At 63.5% G+C, this 22,977-nt stretch carries 20 protein-coding genes; 8 read left to right on the top strand and 12 right to left on the bottom strand.

Going from position 1 to position 22,977, the window contains the following annotated elements:
- Positions 1–9 precede the first annotated feature (9 nt).
- The gene (locus tag HMPREF3087_RS00145; protein ID WP_070427627.1) at positions 10–681 is read left to right on the top strand and encodes a TenA family protein; all 672 of its coding nucleotides are present in this window, start codon (positions 10–12) and stop codon (positions 679–681) included.
- Positions 682–758: 77 nt separating this feature from the next.
- Here the strand turns inward: HMPREF3087_RS00145 and HMPREF3087_RS00150 are convergent, their stop codons facing one another.
- Positions 759–2,135, bottom strand: a complete 1,377-nt coding sequence (locus HMPREF3087_RS00150; protein WP_070427628.1) for a glycine--tRNA ligase — start codon at positions 2,133–2,135, stop codon at positions 759–761.
- Positions 2,136–2,436: 301 nt separating this feature from the next.
- Here HMPREF3087_RS00150 and HMPREF3087_RS00155 point away from each other — a divergent pair, with 301 nt between their 5' ends.
- Positions 2,437–4,209, top strand: a complete 1,773-nt coding sequence (locus tag HMPREF3087_RS00155) for a DEAD/DEAH box helicase (protein WP_070427629.1) — start codon at positions 2,437–2,439, stop codon at positions 4,207–4,209.
- 88 nt (positions 4,210–4,297) lie between these two features.
- Here HMPREF3087_RS00155 and HMPREF3087_RS00160 read toward each other — a convergent pair whose 3' ends face one another.
- From HMPREF3087_RS00160 to HMPREF3087_RS00175, 4 genes are all read right to left on the bottom strand, one after another.
- A complete protein-coding gene (locus HMPREF3087_RS00160; RefSeq protein ID WP_070427630.1) occupies positions 4,298–5,080 on the bottom strand; it encodes an isoprenyl transferase in 783 nt (260 codons plus the stop codon).
- A 25-nt stretch (positions 5,081–5,105) separates the two neighbouring features.
- Positions 5,106–5,831 carry a DNA repair protein RecO gene (gene recO, locus HMPREF3087_RS00165; protein WP_061941201.1) on the bottom strand — a complete coding sequence of 242 codons (726 nt, stop codon included), beginning with the start codon at positions 5,829–5,831 and terminating at the stop codon, positions 5,106–5,108.
- Between the two features lie 73 nt (positions 5,832–5,904).
- Complete coding sequence (gene leuA / locus HMPREF3087_RS00170; protein WP_070427631.1) at positions 5,905–7,665, bottom strand: 2-isopropylmalate synthase; 1,761 nt, start codon at positions 7,663–7,665, stop codon at positions 5,905–5,907.
- A 171-nt stretch (positions 7,666–7,836) separates the two neighbouring features.
- Positions 7,837–8,916 carry a DUF6636 domain-containing protein gene (locus HMPREF3087_RS00175; protein ID WP_070427632.1) on the bottom strand — a complete coding sequence of 360 codons (1,080 nt, stop codon included), beginning with the start codon at positions 8,914–8,916 and terminating at the stop codon, positions 7,837–7,839.
- Positions 8,917–9,029: 113 nt separating this feature from the next.
- Between HMPREF3087_RS00175 and HMPREF3087_RS00180 the strand changes: the two genes are divergently transcribed.
- Positions 9,030–9,836, top strand: coding sequence for a L,D-transpeptidase family protein (locus tag HMPREF3087_RS00180; protein WP_070427633.1), 807 nt, complete (start codon positions 9,030–9,032; stop codon positions 9,834–9,836).
- Positions 9,837–9,846: 10 nt separating this feature from the next.
- On the top strand, positions 9,847–10,617 hold the full coding sequence (locus HMPREF3087_RS00185; RefSeq protein ID WP_062020920.1) for a dihydrofolate reductase family protein: 771 nt from the start codon (positions 9,847–9,849) through the stop codon (positions 10,615–10,617).
- On the opposite strand, the gene HMPREF3087_RS00190 is transcribed toward HMPREF3087_RS00185, so the two are convergent.
- Positions 10,561–11,790: an alpha/beta hydrolase family protein gene (locus HMPREF3087_RS00190; RefSeq protein WP_070427634.1), complete on the bottom strand. Its 1,230-nt coding sequence runs from the start codon at positions 11,788–11,790 to the stop codon at positions 10,561–10,563. The two genes, HMPREF3087_RS00185 and HMPREF3087_RS00190, sit on opposite strands and share 57 nt — an antisense overlap.
- A 128-nt stretch (positions 11,791–11,918) precedes the next feature.
- Between HMPREF3087_RS00190 and msrB the strand changes: the two genes are divergently transcribed.
- The gene (gene msrB, locus HMPREF3087_RS00195) at positions 11,919–12,320 is read left to right on the top strand and encodes a peptide-methionine (R)-S-oxide reductase MsrB (RefSeq protein WP_070427635.1); all 402 of its coding nucleotides are present in this window, start codon (positions 11,919–11,921) and stop codon (positions 12,318–12,320) included.
- Positions 12,321–12,458: 138 nt separating this feature from the next.
- Here the strand turns inward: msrB and hemQ are convergent, their stop codons facing one another.
- From hemQ to HMPREF3087_RS00215, 4 genes are all read right to left on the bottom strand, one after another.
- Positions 12,459–13,169: a hydrogen peroxide-dependent heme synthase gene (hemQ, locus tag HMPREF3087_RS00200; RefSeq protein ID WP_061941214.1), complete on the bottom strand. Its 711-nt coding sequence runs from the start codon at positions 13,167–13,169 to the stop codon at positions 12,459–12,461.
- Positions 13,170–13,171: 2 nt separating this feature from the next.
- Positions 13,172–14,587, bottom strand: coding sequence for a protoporphyrinogen oxidase (gene hemG / locus HMPREF3087_RS00205; RefSeq protein WP_070427636.1), 1,416 nt, complete (start codon positions 14,585–14,587; stop codon positions 13,172–13,174).
- Entirely contained in the window at positions 14,584–15,627 is a 1,044-nt protein-coding gene (hemE, locus tag HMPREF3087_RS00210) for a uroporphyrinogen decarboxylase (protein ID WP_070427637.1), read from the bottom strand. Before hemE ends, hemG begins: the two co-directional genes overlap by 4 nt.
- A gap of 77 nt (positions 15,628–15,704) precedes the next feature.
- Positions 15,705–16,190, bottom strand: a complete 486-nt coding sequence (locus tag HMPREF3087_RS00215) for a flavin reductase family protein (protein ID WP_062020911.1) — start codon at positions 16,188–16,190, stop codon at positions 15,705–15,707.
- A gap of 103 nt (positions 16,191–16,293) precedes the next feature.
- On the opposite strand from HMPREF3087_RS00215, the gene HMPREF3087_RS00220 reads away from it, so the two are divergent.
- A complete protein-coding gene (locus HMPREF3087_RS00220; protein WP_019175226.1) occupies positions 16,294–16,902 on the top strand; it encodes a DUF3000 domain-containing protein in 609 nt (202 codons plus the stop codon).
- Positions 16,899–18,131, top strand: coding sequence for an HRDC domain-containing protein (locus HMPREF3087_RS00225; RefSeq protein WP_070427638.1), 1,233 nt, complete (start codon positions 16,899–16,901; stop codon positions 18,129–18,131). Before HMPREF3087_RS00220 ends, HMPREF3087_RS00225 begins: the two co-directional genes overlap by 4 nt.
- A 54-nt stretch (positions 18,132–18,185) precedes the next feature.
- Here HMPREF3087_RS00225 and dxs read toward each other — a convergent pair whose 3' ends face one another.
- Positions 18,186–20,117, bottom strand: coding sequence for a 1-deoxy-D-xylulose-5-phosphate synthase (gene dxs, locus HMPREF3087_RS00230; RefSeq protein ID WP_062020902.1), 1,932 nt, complete (start codon positions 20,115–20,117; stop codon positions 18,186–18,188).
- A 138-nt stretch (positions 20,118–20,255) separates the two neighbouring features.
- Here dxs and HMPREF3087_RS00235 point away from each other — a divergent pair, with 138 nt between their 5' ends.
- A complete protein-coding gene (locus HMPREF3087_RS00235) occupies positions 20,256–21,557 on the top strand; it encodes an MFS transporter (RefSeq protein ID WP_070424837.1) in 1,302 nt (433 codons plus the stop codon).
- 104 nt (positions 21,558–21,661) lie between these two features.
- Here the strand turns inward: HMPREF3087_RS00235 and HMPREF3087_RS00240 are convergent, their stop codons facing one another.
- Positions 21,662–22,843 (bottom strand): peptide MFS transporter, encoded by a 1,182-nt coding sequence (locus tag HMPREF3087_RS00240; RefSeq protein WP_256172971.1) that lies wholly within the window; start codon positions 22,841–22,843, stop codon positions 21,662–21,664.
- Positions 22,844–22,977: the final 134 nt, after the last annotated feature.

Below are 22,977 nucleotides of genomic sequence, written 5' to 3' on the forward strand. Positions count from 1 at the left end.
GATTCACATATGAGCTACACCACAACACTGACCGTTTCACCGCACGGCGTGGGAGATGCACTGCGCACTGCCGCCGAAGCCGACTGGGCTGCCGCAGTTGATCACCGTTTCGTCCGCGAACTGTTTGCCGGGACCGTCGACGAGCCTGTCCTGCGCACCTACGTCGAACAGGACTACACGTTCTTCACCGATTTCGTCGCGCTGCTCGGCGGCTGTGTTGCCACAGCGCCGAAGCCCGAATCCAAAATCCGCTACGCCACCCAGCTCGGAATGCTCGCAGCTGATGAAGACACGTACTTCACACGCGCACTCGAGGCGGTAGGCGGAGAGAATCTGCAGCGCCGCCAGGACGCATGGAAGCAGCCGACGCGGGACTTCAACCGCCTCATGCACGACGCCGCGCAGTCGCAGAACTACGCGCAGATGCTCACCGTTCTGCTCGTCGCCGAATGGCTCTACCTGGACTGGGGCGAGCGCACTGATCTGGGCGAACCGGACTCATGGCTCCACCTGGACTGGATTGACCTGCACCGAGGCGAGGACTTTCGCGCCTGGGCGCAGTTCCTGCTGGACGAACTGGAGGAGGTCTGGCCGGCGGACAAGACTGAACAGGACCGTCTGACGAACCTCTTCTGTGAGTGTGTCGCCGTGGAACGGGCGTTTTTCGACGCAGCCTACTGACCCTCCTTAAAACCACGAGGCGCCGGCCCGGTGACGTACTCACATCACCGGGCCGGCGCCTCGTCAGTTCAGGACTGTCAGCAGCCCAGGCGAGCGGCCAGGTAGGACTCCACCTGGTCGAGCGCCACGCGCTCCTGGCTCATGTCATCGCGGTTGCGGATGGTGACCGCGTTGTCATCGAGCGAATCGAAGTCATAGGTGATGCAGAACGGCGTGCCGATCTCGTCATTGCGGCGGTAGCGGCGACCGATAGCGCCGGCGTCGTCGAATTCGACGTTCCAGCGACGACGCAGCTTGTCAGCCAGTTCGCGTGCCTGCGGGGACAGCTTTTCGTTGCGCGACAGCGGCAGAACAGCAGCCTTGACCGGCGCGAGCCTGGGGTCGAGCTTGAGCACGGTGCGTTTGTCTACCCCGCCCTTGGCGTTGGGAGCTTCGTCTTCGACGTAGGCATCGACGAGGAACGCCATGAGCGCGCGCGTCAGGCCGAAGGACGGTTCGATCACGTACGGCGTGTAGCGCTCACCCGTGGCCTGGTCGAAGTACTGCATCTTCTGGTTGGAGTGCTCCGTGTGACGGCCCAGGTCGTAGTCGGTTCGGTTGGCCACACCCATGAGCTCGCCCCATTCACCGCCGGTGAAGCCGAAACGGTACTCAAGGTCGATCGTGCCGTCGGAGTAGTGTGCGCGTTCGTCTTCCGGAACATCGAACTTGCGCATGTTGTCCGGGTTGATGCCAAGCTCCACAAACCAGTTCCAGCAGTCCTCAACCCAAGACTCGAAGAACTTCTGCGCGTCATCGGGGTGGACGAAGAACTCAATCTCCATCTGCTCGAATTCGCGGGTGCGGAAAATGAAGTTGCCCGGCGTGATCTCGTTGCGGAACGCCTTGCCGATCTGGCCGATGCCGAACGGCGGCTTCTTGCGCGCGGAAGTCACAACATTGGCGAAGTTCACAAAGATGCCCTGCGCGGTTTCGGGGCGCAGGTAGTGCAGGCCCTGGCCGTCATCAACAGCACCCAGGTAGGTCTTGACCAGACCGGAGAACATCTGCGGTTCCGTCCACTTGCCCTCCTGACCCGTTTCCGGGTCGCGAATGTCAGCCAGACCGTTTTCGGGTTCCCTGCCGTGTTTGGCGACATAGGCCTCGATGAGGTGGTCGGCGCGGTAGCGCTTGTTGGTGTGCAGGGACTCCACGAGCGGGTCGACAAAGGTTTCGACGTGGCCGGATGCTTCCCACACCTGACGCGGCAGAATGATCGACGAGTCGAGGCCGACCATGTCAGCCCGACCGCGCACGAAGGCCTGCCACCACTGCTGCTTGATGTTCTCCTTCAGCTCAACGCCGAGCGGACCGTAGTCCCAAGCTGAACGTGACCCCCCGTAGATCTCTCCGGCCTGGAAGACGAAGCCTCGCCGCTTGGCCAGGGTGATGACGGAATCCAGAGTCGATGCCACAGATGCTCCTTGATGCGTTGTGCAGCCGGTTCGCTGCCGGTACGGGGTCGCTGCGATTGCGCAGCCTCCATAAGGTTACCGAACTCACGGTCATTGGCGACGCGGCGGGCACGGGTGTGGCTTAGACTTGAACCTGCACCCAAACCGTGTGCGCCGACAGGCAGCGCAGCATCTTCTGCGCACTCGGCGCTTAATCTCTCTGGGCTTTCCGTGCGTTTATGAGTGCACACCGGCCTAGAACGGGCAGATCGCCAATTCAGTTCTCAGCGATCAAGCGTGCACACGCACAGAAACGAGTCCCATGGACAGCGCAGAAAACCACGCAGAAAACACCTCGGCAGGCACCGCGCAGCAAGACAGCCCGCAGTTCTCCGAATTCGACCTCCACCCCTCCGTTCTCGCCGCGATCTCGGATCTCGGCTTCGAATCCCCCTCGCCCATTCAGGCGCAGACCATCCCGCTGCTGCTGGAAGGCCGTGACGTCATCGGCCTGGCCCAGACGGGAACCGGCAAGACCGCCGCGTTCGCCCTGCCGATGCTGACTCACCTGGCTGATGCCGGACGTGCCGACGACGGCCCGTTCGCGCTCATCCTCACTCCCACCCGGGAACTGGCGATCCAGGTGGCCGAAGCACTCACGAGCTTCGCGGCGAATCTGCCCGACTTCTCGGTTCTGCCGATCTACGGCGGACAGTCCTACTCCCCGCAGCTGGCCGGCCTTAAGCGCGGCGCTCAGGTTGTCGTCGGAACGCCCGGCCGCGTCATCGACCATCTCAAGCGCGGTTCGCTCAAACTGCAGAACCTGCGTCACATGGTGCTCGATGAAGCAGACGAAATGCTCAAGATGGGCTTCCAGGAGGACATCGAAGAGATCTTCGCCGCATCCGGCTCCGCCCGCCAGGTGGCGCTGTTCTCCGCGACCATGCCGTCGTCCATCCACCGGATCACCGGGCAGTACCTGGAAGACCCGGCAGAGGTCCGCATCAAGCAGGCCACCGCAACCGGTGCGAACATCCGCCAGCGCTTCCTGACGGTCATGCACTCCAACAAGCTCGACGCGCTGACCCGCATTCTCGAAGTCGAGGAAGCCGACGGCATCATCATGTTCGTCCGCACCAAGCAGGCAACAGAAGAACTGTCGGAAAAGCTGCGGGCCCGCGGCATGCGTGCCGCCGCCATCAACGGCGACATTCCCCAGCAGGCCCGCGAACGCACAGTCGAGGCGCTGCGCTCCGGTTCGATCGACATTCTGGTCGCCACCGACGTTGCTGCCCGCGGTCTTGACGTCGAGCGGATTTCGCTCGTGGTCAACTACGACATTCCGCTGGACACGGAGTCCTACGTCCACCGCATCGGCCGGACGGGCCGCGCCGGACGCACCGGTGAGGCGATCCTCTTCGTGACCCCGCGCGAACAGCGCATGCTGCGTTCAATTGAAAAGGCCACCCGCCAGAAGGTTGAGCCGCTGACCATGCCGACGGTCGACGAACTCGCAGATTCCCGCACCCAGAAGTTCAAGGAGCAGATCTCCGAGGCACTCGCCTCAACCGACCTGTCGGAGCTGCGTCCCGTCATCGACGCCTACGAACTCGAACACGATGTCCCAGCTGCCGACATCGCTGCGGCACTGGCGGCACTCGTGTTGGGCACCTCAACCCTGAAACCGGAACCGCTGCCCGAACCGAAGGCGCGCCCCGACCGCAATGAACGCGCCCGCACCGCAGAGGGCATGACCACCTACCGCATCGCAGTCGGCCGCAACGAGCGCGTCAACCCCGGTGCGATCGTCGGCGCCATCGCCAACGAGGGCGGCATCACGAACAAGCAGATCGGCCACATCAACATCCGATCAAACCACTCGCTGATCGACCTGCCGGAAGACCTCGACCCGGCGGTTCTCGACCGCCTGAAGAACACCAAGATTCAGGGCAAGCGCATCGACATCCGCGTTGATACCGGCCGCCCCGGCCGCCCGTTTAAGCGCAAAGACCGCAAAGCCGGCTCCGACCGTCCGTTCAAGCGCGGCGGCCGTGGTTTCCGCAATGACAAGCGCGGCGGTGACCGCCGCCGCTGAGAGCGGAGTCCCGGCTGAACCGGTCAGCGTTCACGCTTAACAGCAAAGCGGGCCCGAGACCAGTTTCGGGCCCGCTTCTTCTGTCTTCTCAGCGCTTGCCGGCAACCTTGTCGACGGCTCCGCCGAAACGCCGGTCGCGGCTGGCATACTCTTCGATCGCCCTCCACAGCGTGGTCCGGTCGACATCCGGCCACAGGACGTCCTGGAAGACCAGTTCGGCATAGGCCGACTGCCACAGCAGGAAGTTCGAGGTGCGCTGCTCACCGGAAGAGCGCAGGAACAGATCGACATCGGGAAGGTCCGGTGCGTAGAGCCGTGCAGCCATTGACTTCGCGGTCACTTTGCCGGGCTTGAGCTTGCCCTGAGCGACCTCCCGCGTGATCTCGTTGACCGCATCGAGGATTTCAGCCCGCCCACCGTAGTTGACGCAGAACTGCAGGGTCATGCGGGTGTTGTTCTTCGTGCGCTCACGCGCAACCTCAAGTTCCTTGATGACCGAGCGCCACAGACGGCCTTCCCTGCCCGACCACACCATGCGCACACCCAGGGCATCGAGTTCATCAACCCTGCGTCGAATGACATCGCGGTTGAAGCCCATGAGGAAGCGCACCTCTTCAGGGGAGCGCTTCCAGTTCTCCGTCGAAAATGCATAAGCAGACAGCACCTCGACGCCCATTTCCAGGCTGCCGTAGATGACCTCCATCAGCGAGGCCTCGCCGGCTTTGTGGCCTTCTGTGCGCGGCAGACCGCGCTCATTCGCCCACCGGCCGTTGCCGTCCATGACAACGGCGATGTGCTTTGGAATGAACTTCGACGGGATCGCCGGCGGCTGGGCGCCCTGCGGGTGCGGGGGAATCGGCTGATGCTTCACGCCGCCATTATGGCAGGACAGCCGTTCAGCGCTCCAACAGCGCCAGCGATTTCACACGCCTCTCCAAGTGCCACTGCACAAAAGCGGTCACCACTTTTGATGCCGCCTGCACGTCATAGTCGGCAACCGTGCCCGGCTCAGGCCAGTCTGCCGTGCTGATCCTGTGCAGGTATGCCAACGCATCGGGCCCGGGGAGGTGCTCCCCTCCCCGCCTGCATGCCCGGCATACGGCACCTCCTGCTTCAAGGGAGAACGCGCGCTGCGGACCGGGAGCCCCGCAGCGGGCACAGTCGATGAGACTCGGCGCCCAACCGGCCAGCGACATCGCCCGAATCAAATAGGCGTCAAGCGACGAACGCGCAGGATGTTCGCGCCGACACATAGAGCGCAGAGCGGCAACCAGCAGAAGAAACTGGTCTTCCGTGTGCGGATCGTCTTCCGTCAACCGCAGAGCGGTTTCTGCCATCACGGAACCCGCAGTGTAGTAGTCGTAGTCGGAGATGAGCCCTTGGGCGAAGGGCTCAATGAGCTCCACCTGAGTGACAACATCGAGGTTTCTGCCGCGGTTGGCCTGCAGGTCGATCATCATGAGCGGTTCCAAACGCGAACCGAAGCGGCTCGAAGTTCTGCGAACCCCCTTCGCAACGGCGCGGACTACCCCGTTGCCGCGCGTGAGGATCGTGACGATCCGGTCGGCTTCGCCGAGCTTATGGGTGCCCAGGACAACACCCGCGTCACGATATTTCCTCACCTGTCCATTGTCCCCCACACGCCACGAGGCGGTGCGTCGGCACCGCCTCGTGAGCTTGTCTCGTTCTTTGGGGTCAGTCGTCGCTGTTGTCCCGCAGGTAGCGGTTGACAGCCGAAATGACGGCCTTGAGCGAAGCCTTCGCGATGTTCGGGTGCATGCCCGCACCCCACATGACACGGTCGCCGATCATGACTTCGACGTAGGCGGCGGCCTCGACGTCCGCACCCGCGCCGACCGCGTGTTCGGAGTAGTCCTGTACGCGCATGTCGAGGTCGAAGTTGTCATTGAGGATGTTGACCAGGGCGTTGAGTGGTCCGGTCCCCTGCCCCTCGAATTCCCGGTCCTGACCGTCGATGCTGAGTGCCACCTCGACCTTTTCGGCGTGGCGGCCGGCCTCGTCATCGCCCAGCGATTCAGTGCGCAGGCCCGTGATGCGGAAGCGGCCCCACGCGTTGTCGGTCGGCAGGTACTCGTCGCTGAAGGCAGACCAGATGGCCTCGGCGGACAGTTCCCCACCACCCGCGGTGACGTTCTTGATGACCTTGGAGAACTCCACCTGCATGCGGCGCGGAAGATCCAGCCCGTATTCGGTCTTGAGCAGGTACGTGACCCCACCCTTGCCCGACTGCGAATTGACGCGGATGATCGCCTCGTAGCTGCGGCCGAGGTCTTTCGGGTCGACCGGCAGGTACGGCATGTCCCATTCCATGAGGTCGATCGGGGTGCTCGTTTCACGCGCCCGACGCTCACGTTCGGCAAAGGCCTTGTTGATGGCGTCCTGGTGGGAACCGGAGAACGAGGTGAACACGAGGTCACCGCCGTAGGGGTGGCGTTCGTGCACGCCGATCTGGTTGCAGTGCTCAACCGTCTGGATGACTTCGTTGATGTCGGAGAAGTCCAGTTCCGGGTCAACACCCTGCGTGTACAGGTTCATGGCAACCGTCACGAGGTCGAGGTTGCCGGTGCGCTCCCCGTTGCCGAACAGGCACCCTTCAATGCGGTCGGCACCGGCCATGAGTCCCAGCTCTGCCGCTGCGACGCCCGTGCCGCGGTCGTTGTGCGGGTGCAGCGACACCGCAACCTGATCGCGGTGCGGAATGTGGCGGCAGAACCATTCGATCTGGTCGGCGTAGGTGTTCGGGGTGCCGCGCTCAACAGTGGCCGGCAGGTTGACGACAGTGTCGCGGCCCTCTTCCGGCTGCCACATGTCGAGCACTCCCGCGACGACGTCAAGAGCGAAATCGGGTTCCGTGTCGACGAAGATCTCCGGCGAGTACTGGTAACCGAAATCGGTGTTCGGCAGGACGGATTCGGCTGCCTTCATAACGGCCTGGGTTCCGCGCAGCGCAATGTCCTTCGTCTGTGCGCGGCCGTCGCCGTCAAAGCCGAAGACGACCGAGCGGAACACCGGGGCCGTCGCGTTGTACATGTGGATGGTGGCCTTGTCCGCGCCGATGAGCGATTCGGCGGTGCGCTCAATGAGGTCTTCGCGCGCCTGGGTCAGAACCGAGATGCGCACATCATCCGGGATCATGTCCTTTTCGATGATGTGGCGGACAAAGTCGAAGTCCGGCTGGCTGGCTGAGGGGAATCCGACTTCGATTTCCTTGAAGCCGATCTTCACCAGCAGTTCGAACATCTTGATTTTGCGTTCGACCGTCATGGGGTCGATGAGAGCCTGGTTTCCGTCACGCAGATCGGTCGAGAGCCAGCGCGGGGCGCGGGTCAGACGCTGGTCCGGCCACGTGCGGTCGGACATGTCAAGGTCAATGCGGTCGAAGAACGACTTGTACTTCGTGAACGGCATGGGGCTTGGCTTCTGCAGATTCGTCATGTGATCTCCTTGGGTGGTCTTCAGGCGACCGAACAGCACTGACTCCGCGACGAGGGTCGGCCTTGTTCAGGACTCGCCGCGGCAGCTAAGGAGAAGCAGACGCATACTGTGACCCTACTCTCGCCCCGTCGGGTCTCGAATTACTGTCTTAGTGTTTGAGACAGACCCGTGTCAGTCGAACTTGAACTCTGCCTTGCGCACGTGGAAGCTGCCGCCCGGTCCCTTGCAGCGCACACCGTCTTTCTGCGATGAGCACTCAAAACCGTGGGCCTTGATGGTTTTGCCGTAGCCCAGCTCTTCCGGGCTTGGACCTTCGCCCACGTTCTTGCACGAAAAGCCGGAAGCCTTCTTGGTCACTTCCGCAACGCTTCCCCACTCAACATCGTCAGAGCAGTTCTCCGGTTTTTCACCGGGCGAATAGTCGAAGCTGTAGACGGTGCAGCGCGCACGGTCCTTGTAGATGACGCACGAGATATTGCCCGACGGGGTGATGAACGCCTTCGCATCCGAAGCATCGAAGGTCGGGGTGCTTTCGGCTGGTTCGCTCTCTTCGGGTTGCGCTTCAGACGACGCGCCGCCCACCTCCGGCGGTGCAGTTGTTTCGACTTGGTCATCAGAGGACCGCATGTCAAAGAAGATGTACAGGCCACCGCCGACGAGGAACAGCGCCAGCACGGTGGTGAAGGCGATAGCGGCCCACGGAAGATTCGACTTTTTCTTCTTGGGCTCTTCTTGCTGCTGCGCGTCCTGGTAAGGCCCCTGGGGCGGCGCGGCTGTTGCGTAACCGGCAGCCGCATAACCCGCCGGTGCGTGGCCGGCCGGCGCATAACCCGCGTAACCCGCCTGCGGACTCATCTGCCCAGCTGCCTGCGGTGCCCCGTGGTGCACCTGTTGGGCACCTACAGTCGGAGCTGTCGGAGGCACGGGAGGAGGCGGAAAAGCGTCAACGTCCGACTGCGCGCGGATGGCAGGCCGCTCTGGCGAAACCGGTGGGGCTGACGGCGCGGACGAACCGGACCGAGGCGGTGCTGCCGGCGGTGGAGGCGGTGTGAATCGCTCTGCTTCGGAAGAGCGCTGCCGACCGATTTCGCTGATTTCGTCCAGGCTCATTTGGCGAGTCGAATCGCCATCGACCTCGCTGTCGAAGATCTCTCGGTGCAGGCTCCCGGCCCCAGAGCTGTTTTCGGATGAAAAGCCTGGGCTGCCGTTGGACGGTGTGCCGTTGGAACCGGCGTCGGACGGTTTGCTCATGCGGTGCAGTCTAGCCGACACTGCCGTACGGCAGGCTTTCGGCAGAACCGCGCACCTACTGCAGACACGCCCGGTCCACCGTCTTGCACGTTCGGAATGAGATACTGGGCTGCATGGACAACGCGCGATCGAACTCGCCATCCGCGAAGCCGTGGTGGATAATTCCAGCGGCCGGTGTTCTTGCCGGTGCGCTTGCACTGGCTGTAGCAGCCGCCAACCAGTCGACCCCGGCGATCGCCGAAGGTGATCAGCTCACCGCGCCCACCCTGCGCACACCCGGCGATTTTTCCGCACCCGTTCTGCACATCCGCGGCGGTGACAGCAGCGAAGTCCACACCTCAATCCCCCAGCTGGGCCCCAAAACGGCCGCCCAGATTCCCCAGGACACCCAACAGGTGATCGTGTCTTCAAGTCCGAAGAACAAAGACACCGCCGTCACGACAACCCTGTATGAACGCACTGATGGCGGCTGGCAGCAGAAGCTGTCGTTTACCGGACACAACGGCGAAGCCGGGTGGAAGGAAAAGCGCAAAGAAGGCGACCTGTCGACCCCGGCGGGAGTCTTCACGCTCACTGATGCCGGCGGCTACCTGCCCGACCCGGGCACGAAGATGCCCTACACACAGGACAAGAGTCTGCGCGGCAGCGCGGAAGCCGTCTACGGAGACGACTACACGCAGGTCTACGACTACGTGCTCGCAATCGACTACAACCGCAAAACGGGGGTTCCGCCCACCGACCGCACCCGCCCGCAGGGCAAAGCCCCCGGCGGCGGCATCTGGCTGCACGTCGACCACGGAAACAGCACCCACGGCTGCGTGACCGTCGACCGCGAAAACATGGGGACCATCCTCAAGGCACTCGACCCCGACAAGAACCCCATGATCGCCATGGGCAGCGCTGACTTCCTCGCACGTTAAGAGTCTGTTCGTGGCCGCCTCACAGCACTTGCAGCAGATCTTCCCCTCGCCTGTCGACCTCGCACCCGACCCGCAGGAAGAAGTCCTGACCGAACTCTACGATTCGACCGCGATTCCATCGGATCGCCCACGCGTACAGTCGAACATGGTGCAAAGCCTCGACGGCAAGATCGCAGGCGCGGACGGACTGTCAGGAACCATCTCCAGCCCCTCCGACAAACGCGTCTTTGCCGTCCTGCGCTCCCTGGCCGATGTTGTCATCGTCGGTGCGTCCACTGTCCGCGAAGAGGGCTACACGCGTCTGCCCGCGCGTCAGCGCTTTGCTGAAGCCCGGCAGGCCCGCGGACAGGAACCAGCCCCGGTGCTGGCGATCATCACCGGCTCAGGGAACCTCGACATCGAACACCTGGTCTCTGCCGGCAGCGGCCGCATCATCGTGTTCACAACAACTGAGGATGCCGAGGTTCTGCAGCGGCTGCGCAGCAGTCTTGACGAAGTCATCCGCGTTGACACCGCTGACCCGCACACAGTGCTGACGGCACTGGCCCAGCGCGGATTCAAGCGCGCCCTGTGTGAAGGCGGCCCGTCTCTGCTGGGCGCATGGGCAGCCGCGGGCGCCATTGATGAAATGTGCGTGACCACCAGCCCGCTGCTGGTGGGCGGCGATGGGCCGGGCATCCTCGGTCAGGTCGAACTGGACGGCCCCGCCGACCTGCGCCTGTTGTCAGCCGTCGAAGGCGACAGCACCCTCATGCTGCGCCTGGGTTTCCAGACTGCGTAGGAAACGCGCCACGTCGTCTTCCCACGCGAGCCGATCCACATTCCATTCCTTAGTGTGCCGCGCTTTTGTGTAGCGCGGCATTGTCACGAGGTCCCGACGGAAGCCGGCGAGCGCACGCGACGGCCCCACCGGCACGAATTCGTCATCTTCGGAGTGTATGAGCAGTGTGGGGACTCTCAGGTCGGCCGCGCGCTTGACCCAGTCCATGCGGTCAAGGTCCAAAGGCGTTTCCAGACCGGTGAGTCTGCGCGCCCACGGCTGGGTGATCATCTGCAGCGTCAGCCTGGCAATCGGGGTGGGCAGCAGGTTGAGCCGGGCCTGGTGGTCCAGAACGTCATACCAGTCGACCACGGGTCCGTCGAGCACCATGGCGACGATGCTGTCTGCGTGACGGCCCCGGGATGCGGTCTGGAACGCAATTGCGGCACCCATCGACCATCCGAACAGCACGATCCTGCGCGCCCCGTTGGCCAGGGCGAAGTCAATTGCACGGTCAACGTCAAGCCATTCGGTATCCCCCAGGCCGTATGTCTGGTGGCGTTCAGCTTCCGGGTCGTTGCGATAGGACATGGCGATTGACGGAATCCCCACCCGGTCAAGAACGGCAGCCGCACGCAGCGTTTCCCGGCGAGTTCCGCCTCGGCCGTGGACCAGGATGGCCCACGTGTCTGACGGCTGTGCCGCGGTGGTCGGCAGGAACCACGACGGCAGCGCCCCAACATCAGAGCTGATGACGATGTTTTCGCACGGAAGGTAGAGGTCTTCTGGCCCCATGTGGACGGTTCCCGTCCACCGACCCACGGAAGCGTGACGGATGTCCCCGCGCAGCACTGTGTCGACTTTCCGGCTGACGGTTGCGGAAACGGGGTCGTATTCAATGAGATCGCCGATGCGGGCGAAGCCTTCGTCGGTGCCGTTGCCGAAGTACAGGCCGTATGTTCCGGGAACCAGAGTGTCCGGCGTTGCTTCCAGGTGGATGATCATGTCGTCGTCGAAACCCTCGACGTGTAGGATCCGCACATCGTTTTTGGCTTTTCCGGGTGTGACGACTTTCCGTGCGAAGTAGACGGCAAGCCCGGAAGAGGCAATCGAGACAAGAGCACCGATCCCGATGCCGATGCCGAGCCCCGCTGCCAGGGCTCGTGCTGTCTTGGACTGGATAGGCTGTGCCACCTGGTTACCTCCTGCAGAACAGTTTAGGGTCGGCTGACGCCGGTGTGCCAACGTGGCCGGAATTCTTCGCGCCGAACACAGTTTTCTACAGTTGAGTCATCACCGGCGCACAAAGAACAGGAGCTGACATGGCTGACGCAGCAAACAGAACAGAACAGGATTGGCAGGAGATTCTCTCCCCGGAGGAGTTCGCTGTGCTTCGCCAGGGTGGAACGGAACGGCCGTTCACCGGTGAGTACGACGGGGTGTTCCGCGAAGGCCGCTATCTGTGCCGGGCGTGCGGGGCGGAGCTGTTCACCTCGGATACGAAGTTTAATGCCCAGTGCGGCTGGCCGGCGTTCTATGCACCGCTGGCTGAAGACCGCGTGCGCTACATCCGCGACGAATCAATGGGAATGGTCCGCACCGAGGTGCGGTGTGCCGCCTGCGACAGCCACCTGGGCCACGTCTTCTACGGTGAGGGCTTTCCGACCCCGACCGATGCGCGGTACTGCATCAACTCCATCTGTCTGGAACTCGTGGAGGACTGACGAGGCGGAGCTCACCTGGTTCTGGCTGGCCTCCGGTGCTGGGGCCGGGTTGGGCTGTGGGAATGACTGTGGCCGCCGGAGTATCCGGCGGCCACAGTCATTCGGTCAGCGCTTGGCGCTGCTTGGGGTCAACGGGGATCAGCGCCAGTCGGCGATGATGTCAGCCAGTTCGCGGCGCGGTCCCGTGTAGAACGGAATTTCTTCGCGCACGTGCAGGCGAGCCTCGGTGGCGCGCAGGTCGCGCATCATGTCGACCAGACGGTGCAGCTGGTCGGCTTCGAAGCCCAGCAGGAATTCGTAGTCGCCCAGAGCGAACGACGACACCGTGTGCGCTTTGATGTCCTTGTAGCCCGCAGCTGCCATACCGTGGTCGCGCAGCATCTTCGAACGGTCTTCGGCTTTGAGGATGTACCAGTCGTAGCTGCGCACGAACGGGTACACGCACAGGTAGTCCAGCGGTGTTTCGTCCGTCATGAACGCTGGGATGTGACGGCGGTTGAACTCTGCGGGGCGGTGCAGACCGACAACCGACCACACGGGTTCGAGGATCGCGCCGAGTGTTGAGCGGCGAACAATCGAGTAGGCCTTCTGGAGGGTTTCGACCTTCGGTGCGATCCACCAGAACATGATGTCGGCGTCAGCGCGCAGTGCCGAAACGTCGTAGGTTCCGCGGACGGTCAGGCCTTCCGCTTTGAGTTCGTCCAGCTGCTCAAGGACCTCACCGGCAAGCTGCTGGCGGTCACCCTCGGGGAGGTCACCGCTGGCGGCGAAGACGGAATAGCCGAGGTAGCGGATTTCGTCGTTGGCCTGGTCGATCTGTTCCTGTGAGGGTTCTTGATATTCGCGCATTATCAGCCTTTCTCGCTCATGCGATGGATTTCGTTCTGCGCTCGGGATATGCACGCCGGCAGTCCTACACCTTCGTACACGTTTCCGACCAGCGCCAGGCCGGGGATCTCAGATGTCGCGCGGTCGATGTCCGCCACGCGGTCAAAGTGTCCCGGGGTGAATTGAGGCAGACTGTCCTGCCACCGCTGGACTTCGAGGTGCTCAGCGGTGTCGTTCCTGCCGGTGATGTCGAGCCAGTCCGCCCACGCGCGGCTGGCAAGTTCGTCATCGTCCAACTGCTCCCATACATCGGGGGCATCGCCGAAGCGGCCCACACTCATGCGCACAACCGCACGGCCTTCAGGCAGGACGTCGTCCAGCCACGGCCATTTGTTTGACGCGTAGGTGGAGGCCTTGATGAAGCGGTCTTCCGTAGGCGGGATGAGGAACCCGCTGCCGTTTAGGGGCTCAACCAGGTCGATGACCGCCGTGATGACAGCCGAACTGGCGTAGGGAACCTCCGCCAGCAGCTGCGCGGCCCGAGGTGCCTCTGCGCGCAGAATCTCAGCTGCCGCGTAAGCGGGCACGGCAATGATGAGATCGTCGGCGCGCACCTGCTCGCCATCGGCGAACAGCACCTGCCAGCCGTCGTCTGCTCTGTTCGCGGACACAGCCTGTGCACCCGTATTGATCTGCCCGCCACGACTGCGCACATCTTCGGCAAGTGCCGTGATCAGAGCGCTGATCCCGCCGCGCAGAGTCATGAACACAGGCGGTGCGGACTTCTTCTGGGTTCCGGGAACATTCGCTCCCGAGGTGGCGGTGCGGGCGGCAAGCGCGTCCCTGACGGTCTCAAGCACCGAGGTGCCCTCGCGGTGTGCCTGCAGCAGCGCCGGGACGGTCGCCTGCATCGACAGGTCGCGGCAGCGACCCGAATACACGCCGCCGATGAGTGGGTCGAGCACTTTGTCGACAACCGCATCACCCAGGCGGGAGGCAATGAAATCGCCGACCGACACATCGTCAGCACCGGCGGGGGTCAGCTGTTCGGCTTCAGCCCTGGCGATCTCATCGGCGCTCAGGATTCCATCAAGCGCGCGGGGATCCCCCGGCACGCCCATGAGGGTGCCTTTGGGCATAGCCTGCATCCGACCGCCCACAAACAGCTGCGAAGAGTGCTCGCGGGAGGGATAGACGGCTTCCAGGCCGAGGGCCTCGGCAAGGCCCCGGGTTTCCGGCCGCACATAGAGGCTCGCCTCGGCACCGACGTCTGCCGACTCAACAGCCCCGCCCAGTGTCGAGGACTTCAGCAGACCGCCCAAGCGGTAAGACGCCTCGTACACCGTGACAGAACTGCCCGGCGAGTACTGCAGATACTCATAGGCGGCGGTCAGGCCGGAGATCCCGGCCCCAATGACGACAGCGCGGCGTCCGGTCATGCCTTTTCAGCCAGAACCTGTTCCGAGATCCGGTGGACTTCCCGAACAACCCGGCCCGGCACCTCGGGATCGGTGTTCGGCAGCACGCCGTGACCCAGGTTGAACACAAAGCCGGGAGCTTCAAGGCCCTTGCGGACAATCGACTCGATCCGCTCCTGCAGAGCCTCCCAGGGGGCGAACAGCATCGCGGGATCCAGGTTGCCCTGCACGGCCTGGTGAGGCTGGATTCGCTTAATGCCCTCGGCCAGGTCAACGCGGAAGTCAACGCCGACGGCGGTCGAACCGGCCTCCGACATAGCGGTCAGCAGCTCACCGGTCTGCACACCGAAGTGAATGCTGGGAACATCCAGATCAGAAAGGCCGGAGAAAAGACGCTGCGTGTGCGGCAGAATATAACGACGGTAGTCTTCCTCACACAGGTAGCCCGCCCAGGAGTCGAACACCTGGAAGGCACTCGCGCCCGCTTCAACCTGCGTGCGGATGAACAGCTCCGACATGACGTCGAGCTTGCTCAGCAGACGGTCGAACAGTTCAGGAGCGCCGACCATCATGGCTTTCGTCTTTTCGTGATTCTTCGACGGACCGCCCTCAATGAGGTAGCTGGCCAGCGTAAACGGTGCGCCGGCAAAGCCGATGAGCGGAGTGTCTTCGGGAAGCTGCTCAACAATTCCGCGCACCGATTCGACAATGTCGGGAATGTCATCCGGAGTCAGCTCCGGCAGGGCGTCAATGTCCTCAGCCCGACGGATGGGCTGATCCATGACCGGTCCAACACCGGGTTTGATCTCCACGCCAACACCAGCCGCCTGCAGCGGAACGACAATGTCGGAAAAGAAGATCGCAGCGTCAACGCCGTGACGGCGGACCGGCTGCATCGTGATTTCGGCGACCATGTCTGGGCGGCGGCACGACTCCAGCATCGAGGTGCCCTCACGCAGTTTGAGGTACTCCGGCAGAGACCTGCCTGCCTGCCGCATAAACCAGACGGGTGTGCGCGATACAGGACGGCCGGTTGCCGCCCGCTCGAAAGTTGTAGCCATGCCCCTATCGTCTCAGATGCTGAGCCCATCCGGGACACCGGTCACGGTCATACCGCGAAGGTGTGACCGGCACCTCGTCACAGGAGTTTGCCGAGGTCGTGGAAGCGGCGTTGGTGATAGACCATGGGAATGCCCTGTGGCCTGCGCACGATGTCTTCCACTTCTCCCACGACCACCGTCGATTCCCCAACCGGCAGCCTGCCGTAGTGGGAACACACAAACACGGAGTGCGCGTCATCGAGCACCGGGACCCCATCATCCATATACGTCCAGTTCTGGCGGGCCGAAAAGCGCTCCCCGCCGGGCATGGCGAACTGAACGGCAAGCTCCGAATGCCCCGCGTGGAGCATGTTGACGGCAAAGCGCGGAGCGTCGAGAACATGACCGGCCGCTCCCCTGGCCTTCGTGACGGAGAACAGGAGTGAAGGCGGGTCGAGCGACACGCTGGCCACCGACGATGCCGTCAGCCCGAACGGACCGTCACCGCTGTCTGCGGTGATGATGCACACTCCGGCCGGGTGATCGGCGAAAGCGCTTTTGAAGTCTTCCGGTTCAACAGACACTGTGTACTCCTTCCGACGGTTCAAGGCACTTCGACCCCCGAGTATTCCATCCGCCCGGCGTGGGAGCTTCGCCTGCCTCGCCGCGCTGTCTACCGTTGAGGGCGTGGTCCAGCCTGTTCCCATCAATCGCACGCCCAAGGCCTTCGCGACACTCGCCGAGGCTCTCCGGGCCGTGCAGTCGACCCCGCAGGTGAGGATCGAAGAAATCGCCGCACCCGGCCGGCTGGCACCGTGGGCCGTCGCTTTCTCCGCCCAGGTCACAGCCGAGGGCACGTTCCTCGAAGACGACGCCGTTGACGACCTCGCAACCGGCAGAATCGTCGTCCTCTACGACCCGGCAGCACCGGAAGAATGGCAGGGGCCGTTCAGGGTCGTGTCCTATATCCGTGCCGAACTCGAAGACGAACTGGCCGCCGAGCCGATGCTCGGCCACGTTGCGTGGACGTGGCTGACAGACGCCCTGGACGGGCGCGACTGCAATGTGACCGCCGTCGGCGGCACAACCACGAAAGTCATATCCGAAAGCTTCGGAACCCTCGCGCAGCGACCGACGACCGTCGACCTTGAGCTGCGTGCATCGTGGACCCCAGTGCTTGAGGATCCCGCAGACATTTCCGAACACGTTGAAGCGTGGGTCGAGCTCATCATGACCGTGGCGGGCCTTCCACCCATGCCCGAAGGAGTCAGTCCCTTCCCGGGACGCAGGCGATGAGCTCATCTGACGTCGACCCCAACCTTCCACTCCTCGACGAACCCGCCGGCGGCGTGCCGGAGGTCATCAGCACCCCGAAAGCGCTCGCCGACGCGGTTGCTGCTTTGGAGGCCGGAACTGGCCCCGTAGCCGTCGATGCCGAACGCGCCTCGGGCATCCGCTACGGCAGCCGCGCCTTCCTCATACAGCTCAAGCGCGCAGGAACGGGGATCCTCCTGCTGGACCCGGAAGCCTTTGACAGTCTCGAACCGGTTGGCCGCGCAATGCAGGATGCCGAATGGATTCTGCACGCTTCGAGCCAAGACCTGCCCTGTCTGGCTGAAGCCGGCATGGTTCCCACCCGCGTCTTCGACACCGAAATCGCGGCACGCCTGCTGGGTGAACCGAAATTCGGACTGGCTTCACTCATCGGCGCCCACCTGGGAGTTCGCCTGGCAAAGGAGCACTCCTACGTCGACTGGTCGCAGCGTCCACTCCCCCACGACTGGCTGGCCTACGCCGCTCTTGACGTCGAACTGCTCATTGAACTGCGCGACATTCTCGAACAGAAGCTGCGTGAAGCCGACAAGTGGGAAATCGCTCAGCAGGAGTTCGCACACGCTGCACTGTTCACCCCGAAGGTGTACCCGGAGCCCTGGCGGCGCGTGCACGGTCTGGGTGCAATCAAGAATCGCCGCGGTCTGGGGCGTGTGCGCGCCATGTGGGCGGTGCGCGACGATATCGCCGAAGAGCGCGATGTCGCTCCCGGTCGCATCATCGCGGACCGAGCTATGGTGCAGGCAGCGGGAACACAGCTGAGATCTTCCAAAGAGCTGCTGCGACTTCCCGGTCGAGGCCGCCCGACACCCGCGGATGCCCGTGAGCTCTTCAGCGCCGTGCAGGCCTGTAACCGCCTGCCAGAGGACATGATGCCCACGGTGCGCGATCCGCAGAAGTCAACACCGCGGCTGACCAGGCAACAGCGGGACGCGGCAAAGGACATCCTGACGCACATGAAGAGTGCCGTGAACGCGCGGGCAGAAGAGCTCGATGTGCCGCACGACCTTCTCATCACTCCGGCTTTGGTGCGGGAACTGGCATCGCGGGCTGCCCTTGACGGCGACCACCCGGCCGATGTCGATGCTGTCGAAGACTTCCTGCGGGAGCGCGGTGCGCGCGAATGGCAGATTGCCGAGGCTGCACCGCTGCTGTGCCGGGTGATCGATCAGCATCGCGGCGTGCGCGCCTGAGTGCCGGCCGGCTGCAGGCTGCAGTCTCCTGCCTCTGCTGGTCAGCCGGCTGAGTCAGCGAGCTTCGCGCAGGTGACGCTCAGCACCGGGAAGCATGCGCAGAATGTCGTCGACCATGTCCGAAACATCCATGCCGGCATAGGACAGGACTTCTTCGCGCGTTCCCTGCGGCAGAAATTCATCCGGCACGCCGAGTTCGACAACGCCCGTGCGCGAACGGTCTTCGCGCAGCTCCTGTCGGATCTGCGATCCGATGCCGCCGATCTTGATGCCGTCTTCGATCACAGCGACGAGGCTGAACTCAGCGCCGCGTTCGATGACGGACTGCGGGACCGGCAGCACCCACCGGGGGTCGACGACCATGGCGCCGATGCCGCGGGAGGCGAGTTCGTCACGCACAGCCAGGGCTCGGTCGGCAAGAGCCCCAACCGACACGATGAGAACGTCTTCACTGCAGTCCTCAGGCACGTCGGCCAACACGTCAACGCCGTCTTCTGTGCGGCGCAGCGCTTCGAATTCACGGCCGACTTTGCCGCGGGAGAAACGCACGACCGTCGGGGCGTCTTCCACTTCGACGGCTTCGCGCAGTTCTTCAACCAGTCGTGTGGCGTCACGCGGGGCTGCCAGCTGCAGTCCTGGGACGATCCGCAGCATCGCCATGTCCCACACGCCGTGGTGGCTTGCTCCGTCCGGGCCTGTCACGCCGGCGCGGTCAAGGACGAAAGTCACACCCTGTTTGTGGAGTGCAACGTCCATGAGCACCTGGTCGAAGGCGCGGTTGAGGAAGGTTGCGTACAGGCAGACCACGGGGTGCAGCCCCCCGAAGGACAGACCGGCGGCCGAGGCCACTGCATGCTGTTCGGCAATGCCGACGTCGAAAACGCGGTCGGGGAATTCGTCTGCGAATTCTTTCAGTCCAACCGGCTGCAGCATGGCGGCGGTGATTGCCACGATGTCGTCGCGCTTGCGCGCGATCTCAACGATTTCCTTGCCGAACACCTCGGTCCACGAGGTGCCGACTGTCGGCTTGGCCTTGCCCGTTGAAGGGTCAATGACGCCGACGGCGTGGAACTGGTCCGCGTCGTCGTTATACGCCGGAGCGTAGCCGTGACCCTTCTGGGTGAGCGCGTGCACGATGACGGGACCGGCATCGTACTGTTTGGCCAGAGTCAGCGCCCGCTGGAGGGCTTCGAGGTCATGCCCGTCCACCGGGCCGATGTACTTGATCCCCAGTTCGTCGAACATGCCGGCCTGCGGTGACGGCGTCGTCACCATGTCCTTCAGACCCTTTTTCATACCGTGCATGGCCGAATAGGCGTAGCGGCCGGGGATCCCGCCCTCCTGCAGGCGTTCCTTGCCCCAGGACAGGATCTTTTCGTAGCTCGACGAAGTGCGCAGGGAATCGAGGTGCGTTGCGAAGCCGCCGACGGTCGGCGCGTAGGAGCGGCCGTTGTCGTTGACGACGATGACCATTTTGCGCGGTGGGGTCGATTCGTCCGCTGCGATTGTATTGAGCGCTTCCCACGCCAGACCGCCCGTCAGCGCACCATCGCCGACGACGGTGACGACATGGCGGTCGTTCTTGCCGCGCAGCTGATTCGCCTTGGCGATGCCGTCAGCCCATGACAGCGCGGCCGAAGCGTGCGAGTTCTCGATGACGTCGTGCGGGCTTTCTTCCCGCGAGGGGTAGCCGGACATGCCGCCCCACTGGCGCAGCGTGTCGAAGCCGGCGAGTCTGCCGGTGAGAAGTTTGTGGACGTAGGACTGGTGGCCCACATCGAACAGCACGGTGTCACGCGGGGACTTGAACACGCGGTGAATCGCCATGGTCAGTTCGACAACGCCGAGGTTGGGACCCAGATGTCCGCCGACGGCTGAGACTTTCGAAATCAGTTCGTCGCGGATCTCTTTGGCCAGAACGTCACATTCTGCGTCGCTGAGTTCCCGCAGGTCATCAGGGCCTCTCAGCCCCTCAAGAAAAGTCACCGCGTGGTCCTCCAGTGCGTGTAGGTGTCAGCAGTCCAGTCTAACCGCCTACAGAAAAATGACAGAAACTGCCCGTCAGCACCTTTCAATGGGCGTAGTCTGGCTCACATCAAAAAACACGATTCGAAGTAGGTGCCCGTGAGCACACCACCAACATCAGCAACAGCACGTCCGCATACAAACGCCAAAACCATCATCGGCACGAGTGTTGGAAACGCGCTCGAATGGTACGACTGGAACGTCTACGCCAGCTTCGCCGTATACCTGTCCAGCCAGCTGTTCAACAGCGACAACCCGCAGTCAGCGTTCCTGGAGACTATGGCGGTCTTCGCCGTCGGCTTCGTCGCCCGGCCATTCGGCGGTGTTGTCTTCGGCTGGATCGGCGACCGAATCGGCCGCAAACACGCACTCACCCTGTCAGTCGTCGCCGCATCCGGCGGCTCACTGCTCATCGCGATCTGCCCGACCTATGAATCGGTGGGTTGGCTATCCTCAGCACTGCTCCTTGTGGCCCGGCTCATTCAGGGTCTCGCCCACGGCGGTGAGCTCCCAGCCGCACAGACCTACCTTGCCGAACAGGCACCTCGTGAGCACAGGGGCCTGTACTCCTCCAGCATCTACGTGTCCGGCACCTGCGGCCAGCTTATCGGCCTGGCTCTCGGCCTGACCCTGCAGGCAACACTGTCACCGGAGGCCATGAGCGCATGGGGGTGGCGAATCCCGTTCGCCCTGGGCGCCGTGCTCGGACTTGTGGCGCTGTGGATCCGTCGCCACATGGAAGAATCCGAAATCTTCGAAGAGCAGCGCAGGAAAGCACAGGAACAGCCCAAACCAGAGCTGTCAAAGAACGTCTTCATCGAAGTGTTCAAGAACTGGCCCATCGGCCTGCGTGTCATCGGCATGACCGCCGGTCTGACGGTTTCGTACTACATCTGGTCAGTCACCATCGCATCTATTTCGCACAAGTCGTTCGGCTTCACGGAACAGCAGGGCTTCGTTGCCGGCCTGATCGGCAATATCGTCTTCTGCTTCGCACTTCCGGTATGGGGCTGGGTGTCTGACAAGTGGGGCCGCAAACCCACTATGCTCATCGGCCTGGGCGGAAGTGCACTTCTGTACTTCCCCGCCATCGGCATCATCGCCACCGGATCGTTCCCGCTGCTGGTCGCAGCAGTGTGCACGCAGCTGATCCTGCTGGCGGGATTCCTTTCGCACGCCCCGGCCACCTACGCCGAAATGTTCCCCACCGCCCAGCGCACCGCGGGCTTCGGCATCCCCTACGCCGTGGCCATTGCAGCGTTCGGCGGTACCGCCGGCATGGTTCTCGCCGCCGTTGGCAACCCCTGGATCTTCGCCGGATACTCGGTGTTCCTGCTGATCGTCTCGTGCATCACGATTTCCACCATGAAGGAAACCGCAGGCTCAGACCTCAGCCACTGACGGCAGCGCCGCAGCCCCTGCGGGGCTGAGCTTCCCCATATGACGAGGCGCCGCTCAGGTGAGTTTTCGAACTCACCTGAGCGGCGGCTCGTGTGCAGAGCCGGTCAGCTCAGGCCGGCGTAGAGGCTCCTCTGTAGGGGCCTGCGCACGAGCAGCAGGCACACGCCGACGAGGACCGCCGAGGCGCCGATGATGACGAAGTAGGCGCTGTTCGGAATCGCGGCGTAGAGCTGCCCGAGCAGACCGGACAGCGACGAGCCGAGCGCCAGAGTCAGAAAGTTGACCGCGGCCAGCGGGCTGAACATCGAGACCCATCCGACGGGGAAGGACCAGTCGCCGAGGCTGCGGTCCACTCTCTCCTGGATGAGGATCGACACGGCGGTGAACTTCTGGAACAGGAAGCCGAAGTACAGGCCGGAGACGAAGAACAGGGGAATGAAGGACGCGACGCGGCGCTTCTCGGTCGCAGTGACCTTCTTCGACGTGAGCATGACGGCGAAATACGCCGCAGCAGCGACGACGGCGACGACCGTAGCGACAGTCGAGAGCATCTCCGCGCGCAGCAGTCCGCTCCATGCGGCGATGCCGACGACTGCGATGGCAGCCGCGGTGAGGACGACGGCGGTGCGCGCACCCCGCGGCGAGAGCGGCCGCGTGACCTGGTCGGCCCTCTTGGGCAGGCGGCGGGAGGAGAAGACGTACTGGATCACGGCGGCGATCATGCCGACTGCCGCAAGCGCGAACCCCGGGTGGAAGCCCCATTCCTCCTGTACGAAGCCCGTCGCGAGCGGTCCGATGACGGAACCGGTGTTGATGGCCATGTAAAAATAGGAGAATCCCGCGTCTCGTCTGGCCAGGGTCTCGTCTTCGAGGATGAAGCCGACGATGGATGTGATGTTCGTCTTGAGTGCGCCGGTGCCGAGGATGATGAGGACGAGGCCGACGGCAAGCCCCGGCAGTCCGGCCACGACGGCCAGGCCGATGTGGCCGAACGCGATGACGATGCCGCCGATGAGCACAAGCCGCTTCGGGCTCAGGACGCGCTCGCCGAGCCACGCTCCGATGCGCTGGGCGATGTAGACCGCTCCCCCGTAGGCGCCGACGATGCCCGCCGAGGCCGCGGGGCTGAGTGCGAGTCCGCCCTGATCGAGCTCGTAGAGCAAATAGAAGGACAGGATGCTCTGAAGTCCGTAGAAGGAGAATCTCTCCCAAAGCTCGGTCAACGCCATGCCGCCGATGCTGTGCACGCGCGCACTGGTCTTCGCTGCTGCGGACTCAGATGCCAAACTTCGCTCCTTCTCTGGCCGGGGCTGCTGCTACCCCGCCGATCGGGGCGTCGAACGATGTGAGTCTAACGATTTCGAGCCTCGGGGCGCAGACAAGCGGACACAGCAAAGCGGGCCGGATCATATGATCCGGC

Source organism: Brevibacterium sp. HMSC22B09 (assembly GCF_001806795.1).
Lineage (GTDB): Bacteria > Actinomycetota > Actinomycetes > Actinomycetales > Brevibacteriaceae > Brevibacterium > Brevibacterium ravenspurgense.